The sequence below is a fragment of the Pigmentiphaga sp. CHJ604 genome (assembly GCF_036972535.1).
In the GTDB taxonomy this organism is placed as follows: Bacteria; Pseudomonadota; Gammaproteobacteria; order Burkholderiales; family Burkholderiaceae_B; genus Pigmentiphaga; species Pigmentiphaga daeguensis.
Genome location: NZ_CP136998.1, coordinates 2,202,174 through 2,225,623 on the forward strand (window position 1 = coordinate 2,202,174; position 23,450 = coordinate 2,225,623).

General features: G+C 67.0%; 23 protein-coding genes. 16 read left to right on the forward strand and 7 right to left on the reverse strand.

Going from position 1 to position 23,450, the window contains the following annotated elements:
- Positions 1-14 precede the first annotated feature (14 nt).
- The 3 genes from R4823_RS10605 to R4823_RS10615 are packed head-to-tail and all read left to right on the forward strand — an operon-like array spanning position 15 to position 3,381.
- Positions 15-1,646 (forward strand): MFS transporter, encoded by a 1,632-nt coding sequence (locus tag R4823_RS10605; RefSeq protein ID WP_087839368.1) that lies wholly within the window; start codon positions 15-17, stop codon positions 1,644-1,646.
- A gap of 23 nt (positions 1,647-1,669) precedes the next feature.
- The gene (locus R4823_RS10610) at positions 1,670-2,740 is read left to right on the forward strand and encodes a phenylacetaldoxime dehydratase family protein (RefSeq protein WP_087839369.1); all 1,071 of its coding nucleotides are present in this window, start codon (positions 1,670-1,672) and stop codon (positions 2,738-2,740) included.
- 14 nt (positions 2,741-2,754) lie between these two features.
- Positions 2,755-3,381, forward strand: coding sequence for a glutathione S-transferase N-terminal domain-containing protein (locus R4823_RS10615; RefSeq protein ID WP_087839370.1), 627 nt, complete (start codon positions 2,755-2,757; stop codon positions 3,379-3,381).
- Between the two features lie 22 nt (positions 3,382-3,403).
- Here R4823_RS10615 and R4823_RS10620 read toward each other — a convergent pair whose 3' ends face one another.
- Both R4823_RS10620 and R4823_RS10625 read right to left on the reverse strand, forming a co-directional pair.
- Positions 3,404-3,640 carry a DUF333 domain-containing protein gene (locus R4823_RS10620; RefSeq protein ID WP_087839371.1) on the reverse strand — a complete coding sequence of 79 codons (237 nt, stop codon included), beginning with the start codon at positions 3,638-3,640 and terminating at the stop codon, positions 3,404-3,406.
- 33 nt (positions 3,641-3,673) lie between these two features.
- Positions 3,674-4,225: a LuxR C-terminal-related transcriptional regulator gene (locus R4823_RS10625; RefSeq protein ID WP_254914616.1), complete on the reverse strand. Its 552-nt coding sequence runs from the start codon at positions 4,223-4,225 to the stop codon at positions 3,674-3,676.
- A 116-nt stretch (positions 4,226-4,341) separates the two neighbouring features.
- Here R4823_RS10625 and R4823_RS10630 point away from each other — a divergent pair, with 116 nt between their 5' ends.
- From R4823_RS10630 to R4823_RS10650, 5 genes are all read left to right on the forward strand, one after another.
- Positions 4,342-5,046, forward strand: coding sequence for a CoA transferase subunit A (locus R4823_RS10630; RefSeq protein ID WP_087839372.1), 705 nt, complete (start codon positions 4,342-4,344; stop codon positions 5,044-5,046).
- A gap of 2 nt (positions 5,047-5,048) precedes the next feature.
- Positions 5,049-5,693 (forward strand): 3-oxoacid CoA-transferase subunit B, encoded by a 645-nt coding sequence (locus R4823_RS10635; RefSeq protein ID WP_087839373.1) that lies wholly within the window; start codon positions 5,049-5,051, stop codon positions 5,691-5,693.
- Between the two features lie 175 nt (positions 5,694-5,868).
- Positions 5,869-6,831: a tripartite tricarboxylate transporter substrate binding protein gene (locus tag R4823_RS10640; RefSeq protein ID WP_087839374.1), complete on the forward strand. Its 963-nt coding sequence runs from the start codon at positions 5,869-5,871 to the stop codon at positions 6,829-6,831.
- Positions 6,832-6,930: 99 nt separating this feature from the next.
- Entirely contained in the window at positions 6,931-7,815 is an 885-nt protein-coding gene (locus R4823_RS10645) for a GGDEF domain-containing protein (RefSeq protein WP_279819309.1), read from the forward strand.
- Positions 7,816-7,841: 26 nt separating this feature from the next.
- Positions 7,842-8,381, forward strand: a complete 540-nt coding sequence (locus tag R4823_RS10650; RefSeq protein ID WP_087839376.1) for a DUF488 domain-containing protein — start codon at positions 7,842-7,844, stop codon at positions 8,379-8,381.
- Positions 8,382-8,439: 58 nt separating this feature from the next.
- Here the strand turns inward: R4823_RS10650 and R4823_RS10655 are convergent, their stop codons facing one another.
- The gene (locus tag R4823_RS10655) at positions 8,440-9,207 is read right to left on the reverse strand and encodes an SDR family oxidoreductase (protein WP_338618595.1); all 768 of its coding nucleotides are present in this window, start codon (positions 9,205-9,207) and stop codon (positions 8,440-8,442) included.
- A 183-nt stretch (positions 9,208-9,390) separates the two neighbouring features.
- On the opposite strand from R4823_RS10655, the gene R4823_RS10660 reads away from it, so the two are divergent.
- The 4 genes from R4823_RS10660 to R4823_RS10675 all read left to right on the forward strand — a co-directional run bounded on the left by R4823_RS10660 (position 9,391) and on the right by R4823_RS10675 (position 14,849).
- Complete coding sequence (locus tag R4823_RS10660; RefSeq protein WP_087839378.1) at positions 9,391-10,413, forward strand: tripartite tricarboxylate transporter substrate binding protein; 1,023 nt, start codon at positions 9,391-9,393, stop codon at positions 10,411-10,413.
- A gap of 34 nt (positions 10,414-10,447) precedes the next feature.
- Positions 10,448-11,278: a phytanoyl-CoA dioxygenase family protein gene (locus R4823_RS10665; protein WP_279819303.1), complete on the forward strand. Its 831-nt coding sequence runs from the start codon at positions 10,448-10,450 to the stop codon at positions 11,276-11,278.
- 195 nt (positions 11,279-11,473) lie between these two features.
- On the forward strand, positions 11,474-12,637 hold the full coding sequence (locus R4823_RS10670) for a GGDEF domain-containing protein (protein ID WP_087839380.1): 1,164 nt from the start codon (positions 11,474-11,476) through the stop codon (positions 12,635-12,637).
- A 106-nt stretch (positions 12,638-12,743) separates the two neighbouring features.
- The gene (locus tag R4823_RS10675; protein ID WP_338618597.1) at positions 12,744-14,849 is read left to right on the forward strand and encodes an EAL domain-containing protein; all 2,106 of its coding nucleotides are present in this window, start codon (positions 12,744-12,746) and stop codon (positions 14,847-14,849) included.
- On the opposite strand, the gene R4823_RS10680 is transcribed toward R4823_RS10675, so the two are convergent.
- Complete coding sequence (locus R4823_RS10680; protein ID WP_338618599.1) at positions 14,805-15,632, reverse strand: IclR family transcriptional regulator C-terminal domain-containing protein; 828 nt, start codon at positions 15,630-15,632, stop codon at positions 14,805-14,807. The genes R4823_RS10675 and R4823_RS10680 overlap by 45 nt on opposite strands.
- Before the next feature lie 114 nt (positions 15,633-15,746).
- On the opposite strand from R4823_RS10680, the gene R4823_RS10685 reads away from it, so the two are divergent.
- From R4823_RS10685 to R4823_RS10700, 4 genes are all read left to right on the forward strand, one after another.
- Entirely contained in the window at positions 15,747-16,733 is a 987-nt protein-coding gene (locus R4823_RS10685) for a tripartite tricarboxylate transporter substrate-binding protein (RefSeq protein WP_338618601.1), read from the forward strand.
- Between the two features lie 19 nt (positions 16,734-16,752).
- Positions 16,753-18,510 carry an FAD-dependent monooxygenase gene (locus R4823_RS10690; protein WP_279819294.1) on the forward strand — a complete coding sequence of 586 codons (1,758 nt, stop codon included), beginning with the start codon at positions 16,753-16,755 and terminating at the stop codon, positions 18,508-18,510.
- Complete coding sequence (locus R4823_RS10695) at positions 18,507-19,484, forward strand: 3-carboxyethylcatechol 2,3-dioxygenase (RefSeq protein WP_243724557.1); 978 nt, start codon at positions 18,507-18,509, stop codon at positions 19,482-19,484. The genes R4823_RS10690 and R4823_RS10695 overlap by 4 nt, the downstream gene beginning before the upstream one ends.
- Before the next feature lie 63 nt (positions 19,485-19,547).
- Positions 19,548-20,417: an alpha/beta fold hydrolase gene (locus tag R4823_RS10700; protein WP_176400765.1), complete on the forward strand. Its 870-nt coding sequence runs from the start codon at positions 19,548-19,550 to the stop codon at positions 20,415-20,417.
- A 21-nt stretch (positions 20,418-20,438) separates the two neighbouring features.
- Here R4823_RS10700 and R4823_RS10705 read toward each other — a convergent pair whose 3' ends face one another.
- From R4823_RS10705 to R4823_RS10715, 3 genes are all read right to left on the reverse strand, one after another.
- Complete coding sequence (locus R4823_RS10705; protein ID WP_087839384.1) at positions 20,439-21,119, reverse strand: hydrolase; 681 nt, start codon at positions 21,117-21,119, stop codon at positions 20,439-20,441.
- A gap of 137 nt (positions 21,120-21,256) precedes the next feature.
- Entirely contained in the window at positions 21,257-23,020 is a 1,764-nt protein-coding gene (locus tag R4823_RS10710) for an alpha/beta hydrolase (protein ID WP_165963204.1), read from the reverse strand.
- Between the two features lie 128 nt (positions 23,021-23,148).
- Entirely contained in the window at positions 23,149-23,403 is a 255-nt protein-coding gene (locus R4823_RS10715) for a GlsB/YeaQ/YmgE family stress response membrane protein (RefSeq protein ID WP_087839386.1), read from the reverse strand.
- Positions 23,404-23,450 lie beyond the last annotated feature (47 nt).

Consider the following 23,450-nt stretch of genomic DNA (forward strand, 5'->3'; position numbering starts at 1 on the left):
AATTGGGAGAAATCATGTCGGCACAAACATCAACGATCAAGCATTCCAAGAAACACGAACGTCTCGTCATCGTCGGGTCCACGCTGGGCACGCTGTTCGAGTGGTACGACTTTTTCCTGTTTGGCGCGGTGGCGTCGGTGTTCTCGAAGCTGTTCTTCGCGCCGTTGTCGCCGTCCAGCGCGTATCTGTTCGCGCTGATCGCCTTCGGCGTCGGCTTTGCCGTGCGTCCGCTGGGGGCGCTGCTGTTCGGCCGCCTGGGCGACATGATCGGGCGCAAGTACACCTTCCTCATCACCATCGTGCTGATGGGCGGCGCCACATTCTGCGTGGGCCTGATTCCGACGTATGCGCAGGTCGGCATTCTGGCGCCGATTCTCCTGCTCTTGCTGCGGGTGCTGCAGGGCCTGGGCCTGGGCGGCGAATACGGGGGGGCCGCGATCTACGTGGCCGAGCATGCCAGCCCGGGTAGGAAAGGGCGCAATACCAGCTGGATCCAGATGACCGGCGCCGGCGGCTCCATCCTGGCGCTGCTCGTGGTCTATGTCTGCCGCACGAGCTTCGGCGAGGCCTTCGAGGAATGGGCCTGGCGCATTCCGTTCCTGCTTTCCGCGGTCATGCTGGCGATCTCGGTCTATATCCGCACGGTGCTGCATGAATCTCCCGTCTACATGAAGATGAAGGCCGAGGGCAAGACGTCCAGGCAGCCGATCAAGGAAACCTTCGGCAGCTGGGCCAACATCAAGGCCATGCTGATCGCCCTGTTCGGCCTGGTCATGGGCGTGACGACGGTGCTCTACACGGCGCAGACCTATTCGTTCTTCTTTCTTACCCAGACGCTCAGGCTGGACATAGGCACGGCCAGCTTCCTGAACGCCATTTCCCTGGCGATCTGCCTGCCCATGATGTGGTGCGCCGCGGCCATCTCGGACAAGATCGGCCGCAAGAAGGTGATCCTGACGGGCTGCCTGCTTGCTGCGCTGACGATCTTCCCGGTCTTCAAGGCGCTGACGCAATACGCCAATCCCGGCCTGCAGGCGGCCTCGACGTCCAGCCCGGTCACGGTGCGCGCCGCGCCCGGCACCTGCAACGTGCAGATCGACCTGCTGGGCAAGAATCCGCCCGTGACGGAATGCGACAACGTCAAGGCCTTGCTGGCCAAGTCGGGCGTGCCCTACGACAACGTCGCGGATCCGGCCGCCGTCAGCCCCGTCACGCAGATCGGGGGCACCACGTTGACCGGCTTCGACGCCGCGGCGCTGAAGTCCACGCTCGAGCAGGCCGGCTACTCCAGCCAGGCGGATCCCGCGCGGGTCAACCACGGGATGGTGATACTGCTGCTGGTCATCCTGTGCGTCTTTTTCGCGATGGTCTATGCTCCTCTTGCCGCCGCGCTGGTCGAGATGTTCCCCGCCCGTGTCCGATATACCGCGCTGTCTTTCCCCTACCATGTGGGGAACGGGATCTTCGGGGGTTTTTTTCCCGCCGTGGCGTTCGCGATGGTCGCCTTTACCGGCGACATCTACTTCGGCCTCTGGTATCCGGTGATCTTCGCGGCCTTGTCGGTGGTGATAGGCGGCCTGTTCCTGCGCGAGCAGCCCGTCGAAGAAGAGTCGCCGGGGCTGCACGGCGCCCCTGGCCGAGCCTGAGCATCCGCATCAGTGAGCCCAGCATGAGTTTTCATATCGAATACCCGCGTACGATACCGGCCCGGCGGCCGGGGGACTTCGCCCCGGCGGCACCGAAGTTCCAGGTCCGGTGGAGCGCACCCGTCACGACGGTCGTGGCGGACTACATCGCCGTACAGCGCCAGCCCTCGGACCTGGGCGCGGAACGGGCCTTCTTCGACAGGGCCCGGGCGGCATTCGCCAGCCCGTGGGGGCCGGATTGCTTCGACGAGGTCCGTTGCACGGACGAGGCCGGCTTCGCCAATTCCATCGTCATCGCATACTGGGTCGACCTGACGCGGTACGCGGCCTGGAAGCACCGCGACGCATTCAACGGCTGGTTCGCATCGCCGGACCGGGAAAAGGAAGCGGTGGGCCATTGGCGCGAAACCCTGGTCGTGCCCTACGACCGGGTCGAGACGATTTTCTCCGAACCTTACTACCGTGCGGGCATCGCGCGCACGAACGGCTGCGAACTGGAGCCCATGTATGTCGCCGGCTATTTCGGCGCGATGCGCGACCGGCTTCCCATTTCGGCCGTTGATCCGCTGGACTCCCCCCATGGGGACGAGGCTCCCGAAGGCGGGTTCGATGCCGGCGCCGGCAGGCGGATCAGGATAGACGTACCGCCCAACGTGGTGAACATCCGCTCGGGCCAGTATTGGGCGCGGGCCGAAGGCGAGCAGCTGGACGACTATTACGCCAATCTGCAGCCCAAGCTGGACACGGGCATGGCGTATCTCAAGGACCATGCCGGCACGACAGGGTGCCTGTCCCTGCGTTCGCTGGTCGCGCTGGACCGCGAAGGCAACGAGCTCAGGGAAACGTCCAAGCACGGCTATTTCCTTTCCCTGGCGCCGCTCGAGCGGTGGGCGGCCAGCCACAAGAGCCACCTCGACATCTTCAGGCACGCGCTGGCCAAGCGCCGGCAGTACGGGGCCGAACGCAGCGTCGTCACCTGGCATGAAGTCTTCGTGATCGGCAGCACGCCTTCCTTTGAGTATGTGAACTGCCATTCAGGGACTGGCCTGCTGCGCTTTGCCCAGATCTGGGGAAGCGGCGTGGCGCGGCCTTGACCGGAGCCGCCGCCATGCCCATCCGCCTGTATTCGATGACGTACTCGGGACACGGCCATCGCGTGCAGTTGTTGCTGTCCCTGCTCGGACTGCCCTACGAGAAGATCGATGTCGATCCGCACGGCGGCGTCCTGAGGACGCCCGAGTTCCTGGCGATGAATCCTTTCGGGCAGGTCCCCGCCATCGTCGACGGCGACACGATTCTTCACGATTCGAACGCCATCCTGGTGTACCTGGCGAAGAAGTACGGCGGGCCTGCCTGGCTGCCTGAGGACGCCGAAGGAAGTGCGCTCGTGCAGCAATGGTTCTCGCTGGCGGCCGGACCGATCGCGTTCGGTCCGTGCGCGGCGCGGCGATTGCGGGTCTATGGCGAGGAACTGGTCCCCATGGGCCATGCGGTGGAGATCAGCATGAAGCTCTTTCCTGTGCTGGAGTCGATGCTGTCGGGGCGGATGTTCGCCATCGGGGAACATCCCTCGCTGGCGGATGTCGCGGCGTATACCTATATCGCGCATGCGCCGGAGGGTGGGCTGTCCCTGGAGGCGTACCCGGCTATCAGAGCCTGGCTGGAACGTGTCGAAGCATTGCCCGGCTTCGTCCCCATGCCGGAGGCACCCGCCCTTGACGAAACCCCGCCATAGGACGGCGGGAAGGGGAGGCGGATTACTGCCGGTTGCCGCCCGTCTTGCTTCGAAACAGCATCCATTCCTCGACCACGCGTCCGTCCGGAAGGTGGCAATAGCCCACCGTTCCATTCGCTTCCTGGCGCAGCTCGACCCTGCCGCCTTGTTCGATGCAGTACTCGGACGCCGGGTTTGCGATCCGGGCGGTCCCGGCCCTATCGGGCATGTCCGCGCATCCCGCCGCCAGGGCAAGGCCGATTACCAGGGGTGCTTTCATCTGAAGTCCTTTCATGTGTTGCCATATCCTCGTTCAAGCCGACAGCATCCGATGAATCAGGTCCGCCGTATTCGTCGCTGAAAATTTCTTCATCAGACTCGCGCGAAACACCTCCACCGTGCGCGGACTGATGCCGAGTTCCCGGGCGATCACTTTCGAGGTCTTGCCGTCCAGGAGTCGCGATGCGACTTCGCGCTCGCGAGGCGTCAGGGCCTCCGACGTGTGCGGCCGCTCGGCGCTGACATCCTCGAAGGTCCAGATCCCTGCCTCGTGCGGGCGCTCGCGGTTGAAGGCCCGGCCGGTCACGCGGCACCAGAAGTGCTGGCCGGTGGCGCGCTTCATGATACGCGTATCGGCATAGCGCCCATGCTTGTTCAGGATGGGGGCGATGCGCCTGCCCAGGCGCTCGAATTCCTCGGTCGTGGGATACAGCTCGCGGAACGACGCGCCCAGCAGGATTTCCCGGGACGCGTGGAAGACGTCGCAGACATAGCTGTTGCAGTCGACGATGATCCGGTTCTTCGAGAGAGCGAGGCCGATGGGCGCCATCTCGAAGGCCAGGCGATAGTCCGAGTCGGTGGACACCGGCGCTCCTAAGCAAAACTACGTAGATGGCTACGTAGTATCTTTCAAACGCTCGCCTTGCGCCAGCCCCTGGCCGCGAAGGCGATGCGGTGGTTCCAGTCCTTGGAGGAGGTGTCGTGAACAAGATTTATCCATCCGCCCCCGATGCGCTCGCGGGCGTCGTGAAAGACGAGCAGATGATCGCGGTGGGCGGCTTCGGCCTGTGCGGTATCCCGGAGGCGCTGATCGAGGCACTGCGTGCCTCGGGCGTCAAGGGCCTGACCGTGATCTCGAACAACGCCGGCGTGGACGGCTTCGGGCTGGGCAAGCTGCTGGAGACGCGGCAGATCCGGAAGATGATCTCGTCCTACGTGGGCGAGAACAAGGAGTTCGAACGCCAGTACCTGAGCGGCGAGCTGGAGCTGGAGTTCACGCCGCAGGGCACGCTGGCCGAGAAGCTGCGCGCCGGCGGGGCGGGCATCCCGGCCTTTTTCACCAAGACGGGCGTGGGGACCCTGGTCGCCGAAGGCAAGGAGCTTCGCGAGTTCGACGGGGAAACCTATGTGATGGAACGGTCCCTGGTGCCCGACGTGGCCCTGGTCAAGGCGCATGTGGCCGACCGTGCCGGCAACCTGCGCTTCCGCTACACGGCTCGCAACTTCAATCCGGCGGCCGCCACGGCGGGAAGGATTACCATTGCCGAGGTCGAGGAGATCGTCGAGGTCGGCGATCTGGCGCCCGACGACATCCATCTGCCGGGCATCTACATCCATCGCATCGTGCAGAACAGCCATCCTGAAAAACGGATCGAACAGCGCACGACGACCAAGGCGGAGAATTGATCATGGCATGGAGCAAGGACCAGATGGCGGCGCGGGCCGCCCGGGAACTGCGCGACGGTTTCTACGTGAATCTGGGGATCGGCATCCCGACCCTGGTGGCCAACCACGTGCCGGGCGATATCGAGGTCTGGCTGCAGTCCGAGAACGGCATGCTGGGCATCGGCCCGTTCCCGACCGAGGACCAGGTGGATGCGGACCTCATCAACGCGGGCAAGCAGACCGTGACCACGCTGCCGGGATCGTCGATCTTCGGCAGCGACCAGAGCTTCGCGATGATCCGCGGCGGCAAGATCAACCTGTCCATCCTGGGCGCCATGCAGGTCAGCGGGAAGGGCGACCTGGCCAACTGGATGATCCCCGGCAAGATGGTCAAGGGCATGGGGGGAGCGATGGACCTCGTGGCCGGCGTCGAGCGGGTGGTGATCCTGATGGAGCACGTGGCCAGGAAGAAGGATGGCGGCTACGAGCTGAAGATACTGCCCGAGTGCACGCTGCCCCTGACGGGCGTCGGTGTCGTGGACCGCATCATCACCGACCTTGGCGTGATCGATGTGACGGCGGACGGGCTGGTGCTGGTGGAGCTGGCGGAAGGCGTCAGCGCCGAGGAGATCCAGGCCAAGACGGGTGTGCCGTTGAAGATGTCGTAGGGGCCGCGTAGCGCCGGCATGGAAAGGACGGTACCCCCGTCCACAACCGGCCTGGCTGACGGCGAGTCCCCGCATGGCATCCCTTTCTGAAACGATCGTATAAAAAATAAATACGTATCCCAATATTTGGGATAAATTAATAGAAATAAAACGATCGTTTTAGAACGGAGGCGCCATGCGGTACATCACGGCGGTATTCGCGTTGTTGTCGTGCCTGGTCGCCGCCGGCGCCATGGCCCGGGACTATCCGGCGCATCCCATCCGGTGGCTGGTTCCCTATCCGCCAGGGGGCGGCGCCGACAACGTGGCACGTGTCGTCACGCAGCGGCTGTCGCGCACGCTCGGGCAGCCGATCGTGGTGGACAACCGGCCGGGCGGCAACACCATCATCGGCACGCAGGCGCTGCTGTCCGCCGCGCGTGACGGCTACACCGTGATGAACACCGCCGAGCAGATCGCCGTCAATGCCGCGCTGTATCCCGGCCTGAAGTATTCCGCGCAGCGTGACCTCGATTTCGTGGCGCTCCTGGTGCGCACGCCCTTGCTCCTGCTGGCGCGACGGGATCTGCCCGTCTCGGACGCCGCGGGGCTCTTCGCCTACATGAAGGAACGCGGCGACCGGCTCACTTATGGAAGCTGGGGGCAGGGCGGGATGAACCACTTGACCATGGAGGCCCTGGCCGCACGAGTGGGCGTGCATCCGACCCACGTGCCGTTTCCGGGGGCGGCGCCGGCCATGCGCGATCTCCTGGGCGGCCAGATCGACCTCTATTTTTCCGATCCCGCCACGGCGCTGCCCTACCTGCGCACGGGCAAGCTGAAAGTCTTGCTGGTATCCACCCGCGAGCGCCTGCCGTATCTTCCCGACGTGCCCACCGTGCACGAAAGCGGCTATCCCGGGTTCGACATGTACAGTTGGCAAGGCGTGCTGGCCCCCAAGGGTATCCCGCCGCGGGTACTGAAGACCCTGGCCGCCGCGATACGCGAGACGCTGCAACAGCCCGAGGTGGACAAGGAACTGCGCGAGCGCGGCTTCATTCCGGATCCCGGCACGCCCGAGCAGTTCCGGGCGTTCTTCCTGCGCAGCCAGGCGGAGCTGGGAGACATCGTGCGCAGGCGGAACATCCGGATCCAGTGACCGCGGGGCCGGCATGCGCGGCTGCCGCGAGTGCGCTATCTTAGGTCCCTGTCCGTCGACGGCGTGCCGCGTATGAGCCTGATAACAAGAAAACCCGCCATGGCCGGGAGCCTGCCCAGAACGCCCGTGCCGGCGGGGGTCTTCAGGTTTGCGCTGGATGCGCTGCCCGATGGCGTGCTGCTGGTCGATGCCGACAGGCGGGTGATCTATGCCAACAAGGCCTTCATGCTGCTGTGGCAGTTTCCGGAGGAGGCCTGGGAAGGATGGAGCGAAAGCCGGATGCTGGCCCACGCCAGCGACCAGCTTGCCGATCCCGGCCGCTTCCTGGAACACGTCGAGGCCCTTCATCCCACGGATGAGGCCTACCGCGACGAACTGCACTTCAAGGATGGACGCGTCTTCGCCCGCCGCAGCGTGCCCTTCGCTGCGGATGGATCCTTCCGCGCGCGGATCTGGATCTTCACCGACATCACCGACGCCAGGTCCTCGCTGCTGGATCCCTTATCGGGCGTTCCCAACCGCCGCGCCTACACGCTGGAGTTTCCCCCCTTCGTCGAAGCGGCCGACGACGGGTTGTTGAAGTGCGTGGCGATCCTCGACGTCGACAACTTCAAGGCCTACAACGACCGCTATGGCCATGCCGCGGGCGACCGGGTGCTCAAGCGCGTGGGCGGCCTGTTGCGCGGCATGCTGGGCCGGTCCGACGACCGGGTCTTCCGGATAGGCGGCGAAGAGTTCCTGGTGGCCTGCCGCCTGAGAGAGGACGCCGAGGGCGAGTGTTTCTGCGACGGGATGCGCACGGCCATCGCGGGCATGGGGATTGCTCATCGGGGCAATCCGCCGCATGGCGTCGTGACGGCGTCGATGGGGTTCGGCATCTTCCGGGGCGAACGCCGCACGGCCGAGGTCTTCGACCGTGTGGATGCCGCGCTCTACCAGGCCAAGGCCGAGGGGCGCAACACCTTGCGGCGAGCGAGCTTATAGCGCAGACACGCGAAAGGACGAGGAGCATGGCGATGGAAACGGCAGGGCTGGAAGTGTGGACGGTGGGACATTCCACGCATTCCCTGGAAGCGTTCCTGGCGATGCTGGCCGCCCATGACATCGAGGCGATCGCCGACGTGCGGCGGCACGCGGGTTCACGCAAGTATCCTCACTTCAATCCGGATGCGCTGGGCCGCGCGCTGGCGCAGGCCGGGGTGGAGTATGTGCCGCTGCCGGAACTCGGCGGCCGGCGTTCCCCCCTTGCGGATTCCCATAACACCGTATGGCGCAACCCATCGTTCCGCGGGTATGCGGACTACATGGAGACCGAAGACTTTCGCCTGGGCGTCGATCGGCTGCTGGCATTGGCTCGCCGCCGGCGGACCGCCGTCATGTGCGCGGAAGCCGTGTGGTGGCGATGCCACCGGTCGCTGATCGCCGATTACCTGAAGGCGAGGGGCGTCTGTGTCAGGCACATCCTGGGGCCCGGGAAGAGCGAGGTTCATCCGTATACGTCGGCAGCTCGGATCCGGGACGGCGCGTTGACCTACATGCCGGACGCCTGAAACGCCGGCACGCACGGACAGGAGGAACCGCCATGGCGCGGCGCATAAGGGGTCGGCGCTACACCGCCGTATACCCGCCATCGGCCAGCAGGTCCGTGCCCGTGACGAAGGCCGCCGCGTCGCTGGCCAGGAACAGCGCCGCCTCGGCGATCTCGGCAGGGGTGGCGATGCGGCCCATGGGATGGCGGGGCGCCAGTTGGGCGCTCGCGGCCGCTTCGCTGCCGTACCGGCGAGTGAGCCGGCTGGTCATCACCGATCCCGGCGACAGGCTGACGGCGCGGATACCCTGCTGCGCGTAGTCCACGGCGATCGAGCGGGTCAGGCCCAGCAGGGCCGCCTTGCTGGTGCTGTAGGCGCCCGCGCCGGGATTGGTCACGTGGCCGAGCTGGGACGCGACGTTCAGGACGACCGCGCCCGGCGCGCCCAGCAGGTGCGGAATGGCCCACTTGGCCATCAGGAAGGCGCCGGTCACGTTCACGTCCAGCGCCTGTTGCCAGTCGTCCACCCCCAGTTCGGCCAGCGGCAGCCGTGGCGACACGATGGCCGCGTTGTTGACCAGGACGTGCAGCGCGCCGAAATGGGCAACCGCGGCTTCGACCGCCTGGCGCGAAGACCCGGCGTCGGCCACGTCGCAGCCCAGTGCCAGGCTGCGTTCCGGGCAGGGTCCCCGGCCGATGCGCGCCTCCGCCTCGGCCTGGTTCCGATCCAGCCATGCCACGCTGGCGCCGGCCAGCAGGAAGCGGCCGGCGATCGCCGCGCCCAGGTCGCCCGCGGCGCCGGTCACGATCGCGACCCGACCGGACAGCGGGAGGTGGGAAGAGTCCATGGGTTGCTCCGAGCTTTGGTTAATGTCGACACTTTTTCTTGATTGTCGGATATTTCGTCCTGTGGATTGACGTTTTTGGCGATTTTATAGGGGTAAATATCTAGTTATTGGATAAAGTGTTGATAGTTTTGTGAGTCAAGGTTTATCCTGAACCGGAAAATTCACTTTTCCTCAAGGCCGTCCATGGGTACCGCTTCCGATCCGTCTCACGTCAATACGCGCCGGCGCCTGCTGCTGGCAGCGGCGCCCCTTGCCGCTTCGGCCTTTTCGGGCGGCGCGCGCGCCGCCGCGGCCGGGGCGGACTATCCGACGCGCCAGTTGACGCTGGTCTGTCCGTTCCCCGCGGGCGGGTCGGCCGACACGGTCAGCCGCCTGGCGGCGCACGCCCTGGCAGCCGAGCTGGGGCAGTCGGTGGTGGTCGAGAACAAGGCCGGGGCGGGCGGCAACATCGCCGCGGACTATGTCGCGCGGGCGCCGGCCGATGGCTACACCCTGCTGGTGGCGGGGCAGGCCATCCTGGCCATCAACAAGCCGCTCTACCGCAAGCTGCCGTACGACGCGGAAAAGCAGTTCCGCTTCGTGTCCATGATCGCGTCCATGCCGAACGTGCTGGTCATCAATCCCAAGACGGTGCCGGTGGCCGGCATCAAGGAGTTCGTCGCCTATGTGAAGGCCCATCCGGGCGACGTCAGCTACGGCTCGAACGGCGTCGGCTCGCTGTCGCACCTGACGACCGAGATGCTCGCCAAGGCGGGGGGCATGAAGTTCCTGCATGTTCCGTACAAGGGCAGCGCGCCGCTGATGGTGGACCTGGTGGCGGGGCGCCTGGGGTTCTGCTTCACGGGATCGGCGCTGGCGGCGCAGATGGTGAAGGAGGGCAGCGTGAAGGCCCTGGCGGTCACGACGAGCGAACGGATCCGCGCGCTGGCGGACGTGCCCACGCTGGTCGAGTCGGGCTTCCCGGAGCTCAACGCGCCGAGCTGGTTTTCGATCGTGGCGCCCTCGGGCGTCAAGCCCGAGGTTTTCGCGCGGCTGAGCAAGGCCATGGCCCGCGTGACCGCCTCGCCGGACTACATCGCCGCGTTGGACAAGGCGGCCAGCATCGTCGAACCGATGGATCCGGCCGCGGGCGAGGCACGTTTGAAGCGCGAGCGCGCGTTCTGGACCGAAGCGGTGACCATGACGGGGGCGACGGCCCACGATTGATTCCGGGCGGATGCCGGGAACGCAAGGAGCACAGATGGGCAGGATGCTGAGCGCCGGACAGGTCGACGCGTACGCGCGCCAGGGATACGTCAGCCCGGTGGAGGCCTTTTCCCCGCGGCAGGCGCGTGTCTACCGCGACCTGCTGGAGTCCGCCGAGCAGGCAGGCGGAGGGCTGTCCGCGGACCGGCGCCGCAAGATGCATCTCTACCTGAAGTGGGCGGACGAGATCGTCCGCCATCCGCGCGTGCTCGACGCCGTCCAGGACCTGATCGGCCCGGACATCCTGGTCTTCCACCTGACCTGCTGGATCAAGGAACCACGCACCGGCGCGTTCGTCAGCTGGCACCAGGATTCGACCTACTTCGGCCTGGAGCCCGCCCAGCATGTGACCGCATGGGTGGCGTTGTCCCCCAGCAATGAGGAAAGCGGCTGCGTGCAGGTGGTGCCGGGCAGTCACGCGCGGGGACAGCAGCGGCACTCGGCGGGCGGGGATGCCGCCAACATGCTGAATACGGGCCAGCGGATAGACGTGCCCGACGATGCCTGCATCGACCTGATGCAGCTGGAGCCCGGTCAGTTCTCGCTGCACCACACCCATCTTTTCCACAACTCCATGCCCAATCGCTCCGCGGACCGGCGCATCGGCCTGGGCATCAGCTACATACCCACCCACTGCCGGTGCGACAGCCGCCAGCGCCTGTCGGCCAGCCTGGTGCGCGGCGTGGATCGCCACGGTAACTTCGACCTGGACCCGGCGCCTGTCGCCGATTTCGACCCCCAAGGCTTGCGTTGCCATGAAGCGGCGATGCGTCGCTGGCACGCCGCCCGCGCGGAGCTGATTCCGAAGGCGAACGCCGCCGCGTAGCCGCGGCGCGCGCGCCGTGTTCCAGTCGGAGTTTCCCCGGTGTTGCGCCGGGGGTACTGGCTGAACCGCGACCGCCTGGTATCGCTATCATTGTCTTCCTGGAGGCAGGTCGTCGGCCATGGGCACCGACCCGGCCATGCTCCCGGGAGACCGGCGTGGGCCGGTCGGCAGCCGTTCCATACCGAGTGCGGCATCATGAACAACAACGACACCTTGCTTGCGCTCGCCCATCCCCTGATCGCGCTTCTGCTGGCGGCCATGTTCTACGGCGCCTGGCGCTACGCGCATCGCCAGGCGCAATTCCTGTTCTTCGCGATGGGCTTCGCCTGCTACGCGGGCGGCATCTCCATGCAGATCCTGCTGTGGCCGCCTTGGCTCCTGGCTAACATCGCCTTGACGGGAGTGGCCTACGCGTGCGCCATCTTCTGCTTCGCGCGGGGCCTGACGGCGCTGGAGGACAGGCGGCTGCCCGGGCTGCCGGCCGCGCTCGTGCTGGCGGTCATGCTGGCCATACGCATGGCCAGCGCGCACGACGAGTCGCTGTTCCGGCTGCGCGTGGCCACGACGCACGTTGCCGCCGCCCTGGTGTTCCTGCTGGCGCTGTGGCAGGTCCGCCATATGGCGCGGGGAACCGCCCTGGAGCGGCTGCTGTTCTGGTGTGTCGCGGCCTGCACGCTCAGCCTGCTCCCACGGGCCATGCTGGCCACGCGGCCGGCGGACCGGTACGGCTACGACCACTCGCTTTATTGGGAGGTCATGCAGACCAGCTTCTATTTCTTCGGCATAGGCGTGGCGTTCCTGATGCTGGGCCTGACGTCGGTGCGGACCATCTCCAGCCTGAGCCAGGCCAGCCGCCGGGATCCGCTGACGGGAATGAACAACCGGTCGGGGCTGGGCGAGTTCCTGGCGGCGCGCCTGCCGCGGTGCGCGCGCTATGGCCTGATCATGGTGGACGTGGATCATTTCAAGGGGATCAACGACCGCTACGGCCATCCGGCGGGGGATGCGGTGCTGAAGCGGCTGGCGGCGATCATGGAGCAGGGCATACGGGCGGACGACGCGGTGGGCAGGTTCGGGGGCGAGGAGTTCATGGTGGTGCTTCCCGAAGCCTCGGACGACGAGGCGAGGCGGGTGGCCGAGCGGCTGCGTGTCGCGGCGGCCGCCCAGGATTTCTCGGACATCGCGCCGGGATTGCAATGCACCGTGAGCCTGGGCGTGGGCAGCTTCGAGCATGGCGTCTCGTTCGAACTGGCCTATGCGACGGTGGACGAACGGTTGGCCCGGGCCAAGCGCCTGGGCAGGAACCGCGTGGTGGGGAAGGAGCCCGGCTGGGCGGTAAGGCGCAGCTCGGGGGCTTGAATTCCCGCGGCAAAGGCGTGATTGGCCGAGGGATGTTTTGCTATAAGGAGGACGGGTCTCTTCGCCTTCCTGGCAACAAGATAGATACGCATCCGGGAATACGGTCGTGCACGGTGTCTATAACCCCTTGCTGGTATTTCTTTCCCTGGTGGTCGCATCGCTGGCCGCCTACACGGCGCTGGAGCTGACCGGCCGCATCGCGTCGCTGCCGGGATGGAAGCGTCGGCTGCCGTGGCTGATGGGCGGCGCGGTCGCCATGGGGGTGGGCATCTGGTCGATGCACTTCATCGGGATGATGGCTTTTTCCCTGCCCATTCCCCTGGGGTACGCGTTCGGGCCCACGGCGCTGTCCCTGCTGATCGCCATCCTGGTGTCCGGTTTCGCGCTGGCGGTATCGGCCAGCGGCCGTGTCCGGCTCCGTTGCTGCCTGGCGGGCGGGGCGGCCATGGGAGCGGGCATCGCGGGCATGCACTACACGGGGATGGCCGCCCTGGACATGGCGCCCGCGGTGAGCTACGTGCCCTGGATCGTGCTGGCCTCCATCGGCCTGGCCATCGCGGCCTCTGTCGTGGCGCTGTGGCTGGGCGTCGCGCTGCGAGGTTCGGACGAACCCTATATCGCCTTCAAGCGCCTGGGCGCGGCGCTGGTGATGGGGGGCGCCATCACCGGCATGCACTACACCGGCATGAGCGCGGCGCAATTCGCCCCCGGCAGCGTCTGCCTGTCGGCCAGCCAGCTGGATCCCAACTGGCTGGCAATGATGGTGTCCGGCTCGTCGCTGGCTGTGCTGCTGGGGACCCTGCTGGTGCTGGGCTGGCGCGCCAACAGCCTGGCCGACTCGCTGCGGCGGGCCAACCGGCAACTGCAATACCTGAGCATGCACGATGCGCTGACCGGACTGCCGAACCGGTTGATGCTGGTCGAGCAGATGAACCTGGCGATCCAGGACGCGGTTCGCGACAAGACGGCATTCGCGGTCTTCTTCCTGGACCTGGACGGGTTCAAGACGGTGAACGATTCGCTCGGGCATGCGGTGGGCGACGACCTGCTCAAGGGCTGCGCCCAACTGCTGTCTTCGCACGTGCGCAAGGACGACCTGGTCGCGCGCATAGGCGGCGACGAGTTCGTCATGCTGTTGCGGGGCATATCGGCACCCGGGGATGCGGCGTCCGTCGCCAAGAAGCTGCTGCGGGTGTTGCGGAACGACATGATCGGTTGCCAGGCGCGCCTGCGGATCAGCGCAAGCGTGGGGATAGCCATGTATCCGGGAGACGCCCGGGACGGCGAGGCATTGCTGGACTGCGCCGATGCCGCCATGTACAGCGCCAAGCAGGCGGGCCGGAACACCTATTGTTTCTTCGAGCCGGGCATGCACGCCAACGCCGCCCGCACGCTGATGCTGCAGCAGGACCTGCAGGCCGCGCTCGACGCAGGGCAGTTCAGCCTGGTGTTCCAGCCCAAGTTCAGCGTGGCCACCCGCGCGATCTGCGGCGCGGAGGCGCTGATACGGTGGCATCACCCGACCTTCGGCAGCGTGGCGCCCATGGAGTTCATCACCATCGCCGAGCGCTCGGGCCAGATCGTCCAGATCGGCGACTGGGTGATACGGGAAGTCTGCCGCTGCGTGAGCGACTGGCGGCGGCGCGGGCTGGAGCCGGTCCAGATCTCGATCAATCTGTCGCCCATACAGTTCAACGTGCCCGACCTGATCGGGCGCGTCGAGGACATCCTGGACGAGCGGGAAGTGCCGCGCCGCCTCGTGATGTTCGAGATCACCGAGACCGTGGCCATGCTGAACGCCGGACGCACGGCCGAGATCGTGAGCCGGTTCCGCGCCCGCGGCTTCGACATGGCGATCGACGATTTCGGCGCGGGCTATTCGAGCCTGGCCTATCTGCACCGGTTCAAGGTCAAGCAGATCAAGGTCGACCGGCTGTTCACCTCGGAGCTGGACCGCAACGAGGCGGAGGCTCGTGCGCTGCTGTCGGCCATCGTGACGCTGTCGCACGCGCTGCACATGGAAGTGGTGGCCGAGGGCGTGGAAAGCGAAAAGCAGATGCGTTTCCTGATCGAACTGGGATGCGACGAGGCGCAGGGCTTCCTGCTGGCGCATCCCCTGTCCGAAGAGGCCTTCCGCGGCCTGCTGCAGCCGATGGCCTCGTTCGCGCTAAGACGGATCGCCGCGCTGGGACAGCCGCGTCGCGCCGACTGATATCTCTTCGGCCAGGATGCGCAGCAGCGGCACGTAGCGGGACGAGATTTCCCGGTCCGGGACGACGTTGCGCTGCAGGACGAGATTGATGGCGCCGATGGCGTGGCCGCGCAGGCGTATGGGAAAGGCGATCGCCGCGACGCTTTCCTCGTTCGCCAGTTCCCCCTTGTTGACCGCGTAGCCGCGCCGGCGGGTTTCGCGCAGCACGCGGCCGACGTATGCCTTATCGCGGGCGACGGCGCCGATGGCGTCGCTCCGTTCCCGCAGCAGCGACAGGGTGGCTTCTCTTTCCTCGTCCGAGCAATAGGCCAGCCAGGCCCGGCCGATGGCCGAGGTCAGCATCGCGATGCGGGTGCCGATGGTGGCCCGGTGCTGGGACAGCAGGCTGGCGCGGTGCGTCGATTCCCGCACGATCATGAAGCCGCCGTCGGGCGTGGCGAGATCGCTGGGCCAGGACAGGGCGCTGAGGTGCGCGCTCATGGCGGGCGAGGCGACCCGGTCGATCCAGTCCGCGCCGACGTAGCCTTCGGCCAGCCGCCGCACCTCGAAGCTGAGCACGTACAGCGCGCCGTCGTCCTTGTGGTGGACCAGGCCTTCCTGCCTGAGGGTCTCCAGCAGGCGCTTGACCGTCGTGCGATGCAGGGCGGTCAGGCGGGCCAGCTCGACCACGCCGCCCATCCCCCCCGGCATGCCGTTCAGCGCCCGCAATACCGCCAGCCCCCGGCTCAGTCCGCGGACCTCCTTGTATGCCGAGTCCTCGGGTTTTCCCGTAAGCAGATACATGCTTCTCCGTTGGTGGTGCACTAAGTGCACCTACTATACAGGGGTATGGGGTGGCATCAGACTTCCTCCCGCATTCGACACGGCGGCATCGCCGGCGAGAACCAAGGAGACGACATGAATGCCATTCGACGTGCGTTCTGCACGATGGCGGCGTTGGCCGCCGCGACCCTCACGCCCGCGTTCGCGCAGGAATGGCCGGCCAGGCCGATCCGCATCGTGGTGCCGTATCCGGCGGGCGGCAACGCCGATTCGGCGGCGCGGGCGCTGGCCGAGGTGGTGTCGGCCAGCCTCAGGCAGACGGTCATCGTCGACAACCGCCCCGGGGCCTCGACGATCATCGGGACGGATGCCGTCGCCCGGGCGCAGGCCGACGGCTACACCGTCGGCCTGGTCACCGACTCGCATGCCATCAACGAGGCCATGGCCCATCTGCCGCATGCCAGCGAGGTACTGGGCGCCAAGGTGCCGTACGACGCGGTGAAGGATTTCATGCCGGTGTCGGGCGTAGCGCTGGTGCCGCTGGTGCTGGTGGTCAATCCCAAGGTGCCGGCGCGTTCGGTGAAGGAACTGGTGCGGCTCTCGACCACGGGCAAGGGCGTTGATTTCGGCACCATGGGGCCGGGCAGTCCCTGGTTCGTGCACCTGCACCAGCTGCGCAAGCTGACCGGGGCGGATTTCGTGGACGTGCCCTACAAGGGGCTCGCGCCGGCGAACACGGATCTCCTGGCAGGGCAGATCCAGACGATGCTGATGCCCGTCCACTTCGCCCAGCCCTATATCAAGACGGGCAAGCTCGTACCGCTGGCGACGCTGGGCGGCAAGCGCCATCCGCTGCTGCCTGACGTGCCCACGCTGGCCGAGAGCGGCTATCCCGGCCTGGAGATCACCAATTACTTCATGTTCGTCGTGCCGGCGGGCACGCCGCAGCCGGTGGTCGACCGGCTGACCCGCGAGTTCAACGCGGCGCTGCGCCAGCCGGCAATGAAGGAGAAGTTCGCGCTGACCGGCGATCCCTATCCGGCCGAACCGGCCGAACTCTCGGCCCGTCTGCGCCACGACATCAAGGCCTACGGCGACGTGCTGCAGGCCACCCTCAAATAGCCCACGAAGGGAAACGACAGTGAAGAAGGATGCATTTCAGACCGACGTGCTGGTGGTCGGCTCCGGTCCCATGGGCGCCACCACGGCGCTGGCGCTGGCGACCTACGGCGTGCGTGTCCAGGTGGTGAACCGATACAACTGGACCGCGAACACGCCCCGCGCGCACATCACCAACCAGCGCGCGATGGAAGTCTTGCGCGACCTGGGCCTGGAGGATGAAGCGCGCCGCCGGGCCACGCCCTGGGAATGGATGGGCGACACCTTGTTCACCACCAGCCTGGCCGGACCCGAGATCGCACGGCTGCGCACCTGGGGAACCGGCGACGAACGCATCGGCGACTATCTGCAGGCCAGTCCTTGCCCGATGCTGGACCTGCCGCAGAACAAGATGGAGCCCATGCTGGTCACGCATGCCGCCGCGCGCGGCGCGGTCTTTTCGTTCAATACCGAGTACCTGGGCCACGAGCAGGACGCGGACGGCGTGACGGTCAGCCTGCGGGATGTGCCGTCGGGCCGGGAATATGCCGTTCGCTCGCGGTACCTGGTAGGTGCGGACGGCGCGCGCTCCAAGGTCATGGACGACGCGGGGCTGGAGCTGCGGGGACAACTGGCGCGGGCGGCCACCGCCTACGTGCTGTTCCGGGCGGACCTGTCCCGGTATGCGGCCCACCGGCCCAGCATCCTGTATTGGATCGCGACCTCCAATGCGGCGTTCGGCGAGATCGGCCTGGGCCTGCTGCGCGCGATCGAACCATGGGACCAATGGATAGCGGGCTGGGGCTTCGACATGGAGAAGGGGGAGCCCGATTTCTCTCCCGGGGAAATCCTGAAGAAGGTCCGTATCCTGGTGGGCGACCCGGACCTGGAGATCGAGATCGACAATGCCTCTGTCTGGTACGTGAATCAGGCGCACGCGCCGGTCTATTCGAAGGGAAGGGTCTTCTGCGGCGGGGATGCGGTGCATCGCCATCCGCCCTCCAGTGGACTGGGATCCAACACCTGCATGCAGGACGCCTTCAATCTCGCCTGGAAACTCGCATTCGTGCTGCGCGGCCACGCCGGGACGGGCCTGCTGGATTCCTATTCGCTGGAACGCGCGCCGGTGGGGGCGCAGATCGTTGCCCGGGCGAACCAGTCCAGGCTGGACTACGGTCCGCTGAACGAGTGCTTCCGGGAAGCCGGCGCCGAGGATCCGGTCGCGGCTGGCCTGGCGCGGCTGGCCGCGCCCGATGCCGAAGGCGTGGCGCGGCGCGCGGCCCTGGCCGAGGCGCTCAGGCTCAAGAACTACGAGTTCAACGCGCAGGGCGTGGAGCTGAACCAGCGCTATGCGTCGGCGGCGATCATTGCCGAACCGGACGCGGGCGAGGAAACCTGGAGGCGCGACCCGCAACTGCATGCGCAGGCCAGCACGCGCCCCGGCGCCAAGCTGCCCCATGCCTGGCTGGTGGGGAGCGACGGACGCAGGGTGTCGACGCTGGATGTCGTGGGCCGGGGCAAGTTCACCCTGCTTACCGGCCTGGCGGGGCAGGCGTGGAAAGAGGCGGCCGCCGCGATGGACCTGCCTTTCCTGAGGACCGTCGTGATCGGCGAGCCGGGCGCGCTCGATTCCTACTGCACGTGGCACGCGCTGCGCGAGATCGAGGAGTCCGGGGCGCTGCTGGTGCGCCCGGACGGTATCGTGGCGTGGCGCCGGCACAGCGGCGAAGGGCTGGACGCGGCGGGAGCGGGTGTCGTTCTCGAGACGGCCCTGGCGAAGCTGCTGGACCGCGCGCGGTGACGAGGACGGATGCCATGGGCGAGCGGGCCTTCCTGGGCATGTCGCATTCCCCGTTGATGGGGCTGAATCCCGTGCCGGCACAGGCCGGGGCCGAGTTGCAGGCGGCCATCGCGCGAGTGCGCGATCAGGTCCTGGCCTATGCGCCGGACCTGGTCGTGCTGATAGCGCCCGACCACTACAACGGCTTCTTCAACCGGTTGATGCCGCCATTCTGCATAGGCACGCAGGCCCGGGCGGTGGGCGACTACCTGTCTCCCGAGGGCCGCTTGCAGGTTGATGCTTCGCTGGCGCTGGAGATGGCCGATGCCCTGATGGACCGGGGGTTCGACGCGGCCGTCTCGCGGCGCATGGAGGTGGACCACGGTTTTGCCCAGCCGCTGCAATTGCTTTGGGGAGGGCTGGATACGCCGCCCGTGGTGCCGGTGTTCGTCAATGCCGTCGCGCCGCCCGGCATTCCGCGCCTGTTTCGGTGCCGGGATCTGGGCCGGGCCATCGGCGATTTCCTGGACGGCGTGCCGCGGCGCGCGCTGCTGATCGGCTCGGGCGGACTGTCGCACGAGCCGCCGGTCCCGACGCTGGATCATCCCGACCCCGAGGTGCGCGAACGGATCACCGTGCCGCGCGCGGCCACGCCCGGCGAGCGCGAGGCCAAGACCCGGCGCGTGATGGCCGCGGGACAGGCCTTGGCCGCGGGCGCCGGGACGGTCAAGCCGCTGGCGCCGGACTGGGACCGCCGCTGGATGGATGCGCTGGCAGGTCCGGCAGCCGCCCTGGACGAATTGTGCGCGTGGCCGGAGGACGCCATCGCTCGCGAGGCGGGCGCATCGGCGCACGAATCGAAGACGTGGCTGATTGCGCGCGCGGCGCTGACCGGGCGCATCGGGGCGCCGGTCTTCCGGTACTACCGGGCCATTCCCGAATACATCGCCGGTTTCGGCCTGATGCTGATGACGCAGCAGGGCTTGATGAACTAACCCATGCCCGCCGCGCACGCGGACGGGACCTTTCACTGCATTGCCTACGAACGAGAAATGACCATGACGCAAACGATCTCCCCGCTGACCGAAGCCGCCACCAGCCGCTACGTGCAAATCACCGAGAACGGCCAGCCGCTGCGCCTGCACTACAACGACACGGGCGTGGGCGGCGAGGCCGTGATCATGCTGCACGGCTCGGGCCCTGGCGCCAGCGGCTGGGCCAATTTCCACCGTAACGTCCAGCCGTTCGCCGATGCCGGCTACCGGGTCATCCTGCTGGACTTCCCGGGCTGGAGCAAGAGCGACGCCATCGTCTGCGCCGGTTCGCGCTCGGACCTGAACGCGCGCGCGCTGGCCGGCCTGATGGATGCGATCGGACTGGAGCGGGCGCACCTGGTCGGCAACTCCATGGGCGCCCACAGCGCCGTCGCCTTTGCCCTGGCGCATCCGGCGCGCGTGGGCCGGCTGGTCCTGATGGGCGGCGGGACGGGCGGGGTCAGCCCCGTCGTTCCCATGCCCACCGAAGGCATCAAGCTGATCGGCGCGCTGTACCGCGATCCGACCATCGAGAACCTGAAGCGGATGATGAACGTGTTCGTCTATGACGCCGCCAGCCTGACCGAGGAATTGTTCCAGGCTCGGCTGGACAACATGTTGTCGCGCCGCGATCACCTGGAGAACTTCGTCAAGAGCAGCCAGGCCCATCCCCGGCAGTTCCCCGACGTGGGCGCGCGGCTGGGCGAGGTCGCGGCCCGGACCCTCATCATCTGGGGCCGGGACGACCGCTTCGTGCCGATGGACACCGGACTGCGCCTGCTGGCCGGCCTGCAGGACGCCGAGCTGCACGTGTTCAGCCGCTGCGGCCATTGGGCCCAGTGGGAGCACGCGCAGAAGTTCAACCGCATGGTGCTGGATTTCCTGGCGGCCTGAGAAGGCCGCCAGGGGCGGCGATTACGCGCGCTGCGAGTCCAGCGTCTCGTTATTCTTCACCACCTCCTGAGCCTTCGTGTAGCTTTCGATCAGCAACTGGTAGGCGGGGAAGATCTTGGTGTAGACCTCGGCCCACTGCAGGGCGTCGTCGCGATGCCAGGTCTTTTGCAGCTCGGAGGCTACCGCCGCAGTGTCCATGGGCACCACGCCCGCCTGCACCACGCGCGCCAGCGTGATCTCCTGCGCCATCTTGCTGTAGGTGCCGGAGGCGTCGACCACCGCGAACACCTTGTAGCCGTCGGCGACCGCGCTGATGGCGGGGAAGGCCATGCACACGCTGGTGATGGTGCCGGCGATGATGAGGGTCTTGCGTCCGGTGGCCTTGACGGCGGCTACGAAGTCCGGGTTGTCCCAGGCGTTGATTTCGCCCTTGCGCGCCACATATTGGGCATGCGGTGCGTTGGCGTGGATTTCCGGGATGAGCGGGCCGTTGGGACCCTGGGGCACCGAGGCGGTGGTGATGACGGGCAGCTTGCTCAGGGTGGCCATTTTGGCCAGCGCCGCGGCGCGGGTGCGCAGCTCGGGCATGGGCATGTCGCCCACGGTCTGGAACAGGCCGCTTTGGTGATCGATCAGCAGCATGACGGCGTCTGCGGGGTCGATGACGGGACGTTGGCCCTGGAAATTGGCGGGGGTGCTCATGATGCGCTCTCCTTGGTGGTCGGCGGGCAGCGGATTGCTTGTGCCGTGGGAAAGAGCATATCCACGATGCCAAAAGACTTTTAGTAGGCAAAAATGGCATGCATCGTTCCTTTTTAGGAACGATGCATGCTTTCGGATCAAAGCCCCTGCTTGCCCGCGCCGGCCAGGATCTCCTGGATCCGATCCAGCAAGGCATCGGTGCGCGCCTGGTCGGGCGCCGCCATCCGCTTCAGGCTGCCCAGGGCCGCCACGTCGCCGTAGAACGGCACCTGGTCGCAGTCGGTGCGGCGGGCCGGAAGCGCGTCGTCAAGGAAGAAGGCCGTCACCCGGTGGTCCACGCACGGGCTCATGTAGGGGAACACGCCATGCGAGTACTCCCCCTTCACATACAGCAGCCGGGCCGTGGGCAGGGCATCGACGAAGCGCAGCGCGTTCTCGGTCAGGGTCAGCGCGTCGAACTGGCTTTGCACGACCATCAGCGGCCCCGCCTTGGCGGTGTCCTGCACGGCGGGCTTGGCGGTGGTCGGACCGCCCCAGTACAGGCAGGGCGCCTCGGTCATCGAGCCGCCGGTCACCGGATGGCTGATCGCCATCTCGTTGCCCAGGCTGATCCAGTACTGGGGATCGGTCCGGCTCGCCACGTCGTTGCAGACGACGGCGACGTAGGTGGCCTCTTCGGGCGGCATCAGCAGGGACCGCGGCTCGGGGAAGCGGATCGCGGCGAACTGGTCGAGCAGGCGTGTCGCCGCGCGCAGGGCTGCTTCGACGTCGAACGGAGCCCGGTCGCGGATCGCGGTGTCCACCGCGATGCGAAGGTCGGCCTCGCTGATGTCGGGATCGGTGGCCAACCGGTCCCTGGCGATGCCCGCCGCCAGCATGACGAAACCCGACGACACCAGGCCGCGGCTGCTGTTGAACGCCAGCGTCGCGCCCACGGCCGCCTTCAGGGGCGAGGGCAGCGTGCCGAACAGCGCGCGGATCCGGCTTTCGTCCGCGCCCAGCCGGTAGAGGTCCGGATGGCGGGCGAAATAGGGGCTCATGACCTCGTCCAGCACGCGCTGCTTGCCGATGGACTGGCCGATCATGGCTTCGTCGAAGCCGGCGGTGAAGTCGACGGCGCTGTCCAGCACCAGGTGGCCGGCCTGTCCGGGGAAGCGGGCGGCATACCAGGCGCCCAGCCAGGTTCCGTACGAATAGCCGATGTAGTTGAGCTTGGCGTCGCCGATCAGATGGCGGATCAGGTCCAGGTCCCAGGCCGTCTGTTCGGTGTTGATATAGGGCGTCAGGGGGTTGTTCTTGCAGGCCTTGGTCGCCAGCCGCAGGTTGTACAGCATGGCCTCGATGTTGGCCGGGCTGCGGTCGTCGGACGGGAAGTTCACCTTGCGCGAGGGTTCGTTGGCCGTGCAGGTGATGGTGGTGCCGGCACCGGTGCCGCGCGGCGAGAAACCCACCATGTCATAGTGCCGCGCCAGGTCCTGCAGCGCCGCACGCGTGGGCGAGTCGCTGGGAGGCTGGGAGAACAGCGCGCCGAAGTTGGCCGCGATCTCGAGTCCGTCGCCGCCGGGGCCGCCGGGATTGAAGACGATGGAGCCCTTGCGGACCTTGGGCTCGGCGGTGGCGACCTTCAGCAACGCGAGGCGGATGTCGCCCCGGTCCGTCCTGGCGTAGTCCAGCGGCGCGCGTATGGTCGCGCACGACACTTTGTCTCCCAGTTGCTGGATGAGGGCGCTGTTCGGACCCAGGACGTTCGGATCGCAGGGGGCCCATGCCACCGCCTGGGATTTGTAGGCGGCCAGCGGGTCGTCCGGCGCGGGGGCATCACCTCCGCCGCCGCAGGAAGCCAGACCGGTCAATAGGACGGCGGCGCCGTATCGCCATGCCGAGCGGCCGTGGATATGCATGTATGCCCCCATTCTTGAGAATGTCTTTCATGGAGGCGCAAGCATAGCCGCATTCGTCACATGCGGATACGTTTTGTTACGTGGGGGCGGGGGCGGAAGGGAGGGCGCCGGCGATGCCGGCGCGGAACTCAGGCGGACTTTTTCCTGATCATGCCGTAGATCAGCAGCAGCACGATGGCGCCGACCACCGAGGCGATCCATCCGGCCGGCTCGCCCGGCTGGTACCAGCCCATCGCGCGGCCGGCATATCCGGCGATGAGCGAACCGGCGATGCCGAGCACGATGGTCATGATCCACCCCATGCTGTCGTCGCCTGGCTTGATCGCACGTGCAAGCAGGCCGACGACCAAGCCTACCAGAAGACTTCCGAGAAGAGACAGCATGGCGTACCTCCGGGCAAGATTCCAGTTCCCCTGGCGGGGCGTGCGCG

What these genes read in the sequence shown, in the direction of transcription:
- R4823_RS10605 (WP_087839368.1), top strand. Translation starts at nt 15, where the DNA reads ATGTCGGCACAAACATCAACGATCAAGCATTCCAAGAAACACGAACGT.
- R4823_RS10610 (WP_087839369.1), top strand. Translation starts at nt 1,670, where the DNA reads ATGAGTTTTCATATCGAATACCCGCGTACGATACCGGCCCGGCGGCCG.
- R4823_RS10615 (WP_087839370.1), top strand. Translation starts at nt 2,755, where the DNA reads ATGCCCATCCGCCTGTATTCGATGACGTACTCGGGACACGGCCATCGC.
- R4823_RS10620 (WP_087839371.1), bottom strand. Translation starts at nt 3,640, where the DNA reads ATGAAAGCACCCCTGGTAATCGGCCTTGCCCTGGCGGCGGGATGCGCG.
- R4823_RS10635 (WP_087839373.1), top strand. Translation starts at nt 5,049, where the DNA reads ATGGCATGGAGCAAGGACCAGATGGCGGCGCGGGCCGCCCGGGAACTG.
- R4823_RS10640 (WP_087839374.1), top strand. Translation starts at nt 5,869, where the DNA reads ATGCGGTACATCACGGCGGTATTCGCGTTGTTGTCGTGCCTGGTCGCC.
- R4823_RS10645 (WP_279819309.1), top strand. Translation starts at nt 6,931, where the DNA reads ATGGCCGGGAGCCTGCCCAGAACGCCCGTGCCGGCGGGGGTCTTCAGG.
- R4823_RS10650 (WP_087839376.1), top strand. Translation starts at nt 7,842, where the DNA reads ATGGCGATGGAAACGGCAGGGCTGGAAGTGTGGACGGTGGGACATTCC.
- R4823_RS10655 (WP_338618595.1), bottom strand. Translation starts at nt 9,207, where the DNA reads ATGGACTCTTCCCACCTCCCGCTGTCCGGTCGGGTCGCGATCGTGACC.
- R4823_RS10660 (WP_087839378.1), top strand. Translation starts at nt 9,391, where the DNA reads ATGGGTACCGCTTCCGATCCGTCTCACGTCAATACGCGCCGGCGCCTG.
- R4823_RS10665 (WP_279819303.1), top strand. Translation starts at nt 10,448, where the DNA reads ATGGGCAGGATGCTGAGCGCCGGACAGGTCGACGCGTACGCGCGCCAG.
- R4823_RS10670 (WP_087839380.1), top strand. Translation starts at nt 11,474, where the DNA reads ATGAACAACAACGACACCTTGCTTGCGCTCGCCCATCCCCTGATCGCG.
- R4823_RS10680 (WP_338618599.1), bottom strand. Translation starts at nt 15,632, where the DNA reads ATGTATCTGCTTACGGGAAAACCCGAGGACTCGGCATACAAGGAGGTC.
- R4823_RS10685 (WP_338618601.1), top strand. Translation starts at nt 15,747, where the DNA reads ATGAATGCCATTCGACGTGCGTTCTGCACGATGGCGGCGTTGGCCGCC.
- R4823_RS10700 (WP_176400765.1), top strand. Translation starts at nt 19,548, where the DNA reads ATGACGCAAACGATCTCCCCGCTGACCGAAGCCGCCACCAGCCGCTAC.
- R4823_RS10705 (WP_087839384.1), bottom strand. Translation starts at nt 21,119, where the DNA reads ATGAGCACCCCCGCCAATTTCCAGGGCCAACGTCCCGTCATCGACCCC.
- R4823_RS10710 (WP_165963204.1), bottom strand. Translation starts at nt 23,020, where the DNA reads ATGCATATCCACGGCCGCTCGGCATGGCGATACGGCGCCGCCGTCCTA.
- R4823_RS10715 (WP_087839386.1), bottom strand. Translation starts at nt 23,403, where the DNA reads ATGCTGTCTCTTCTCGGAAGTCTTCTGGTAGGCTTGGTCGTCGGCCTG.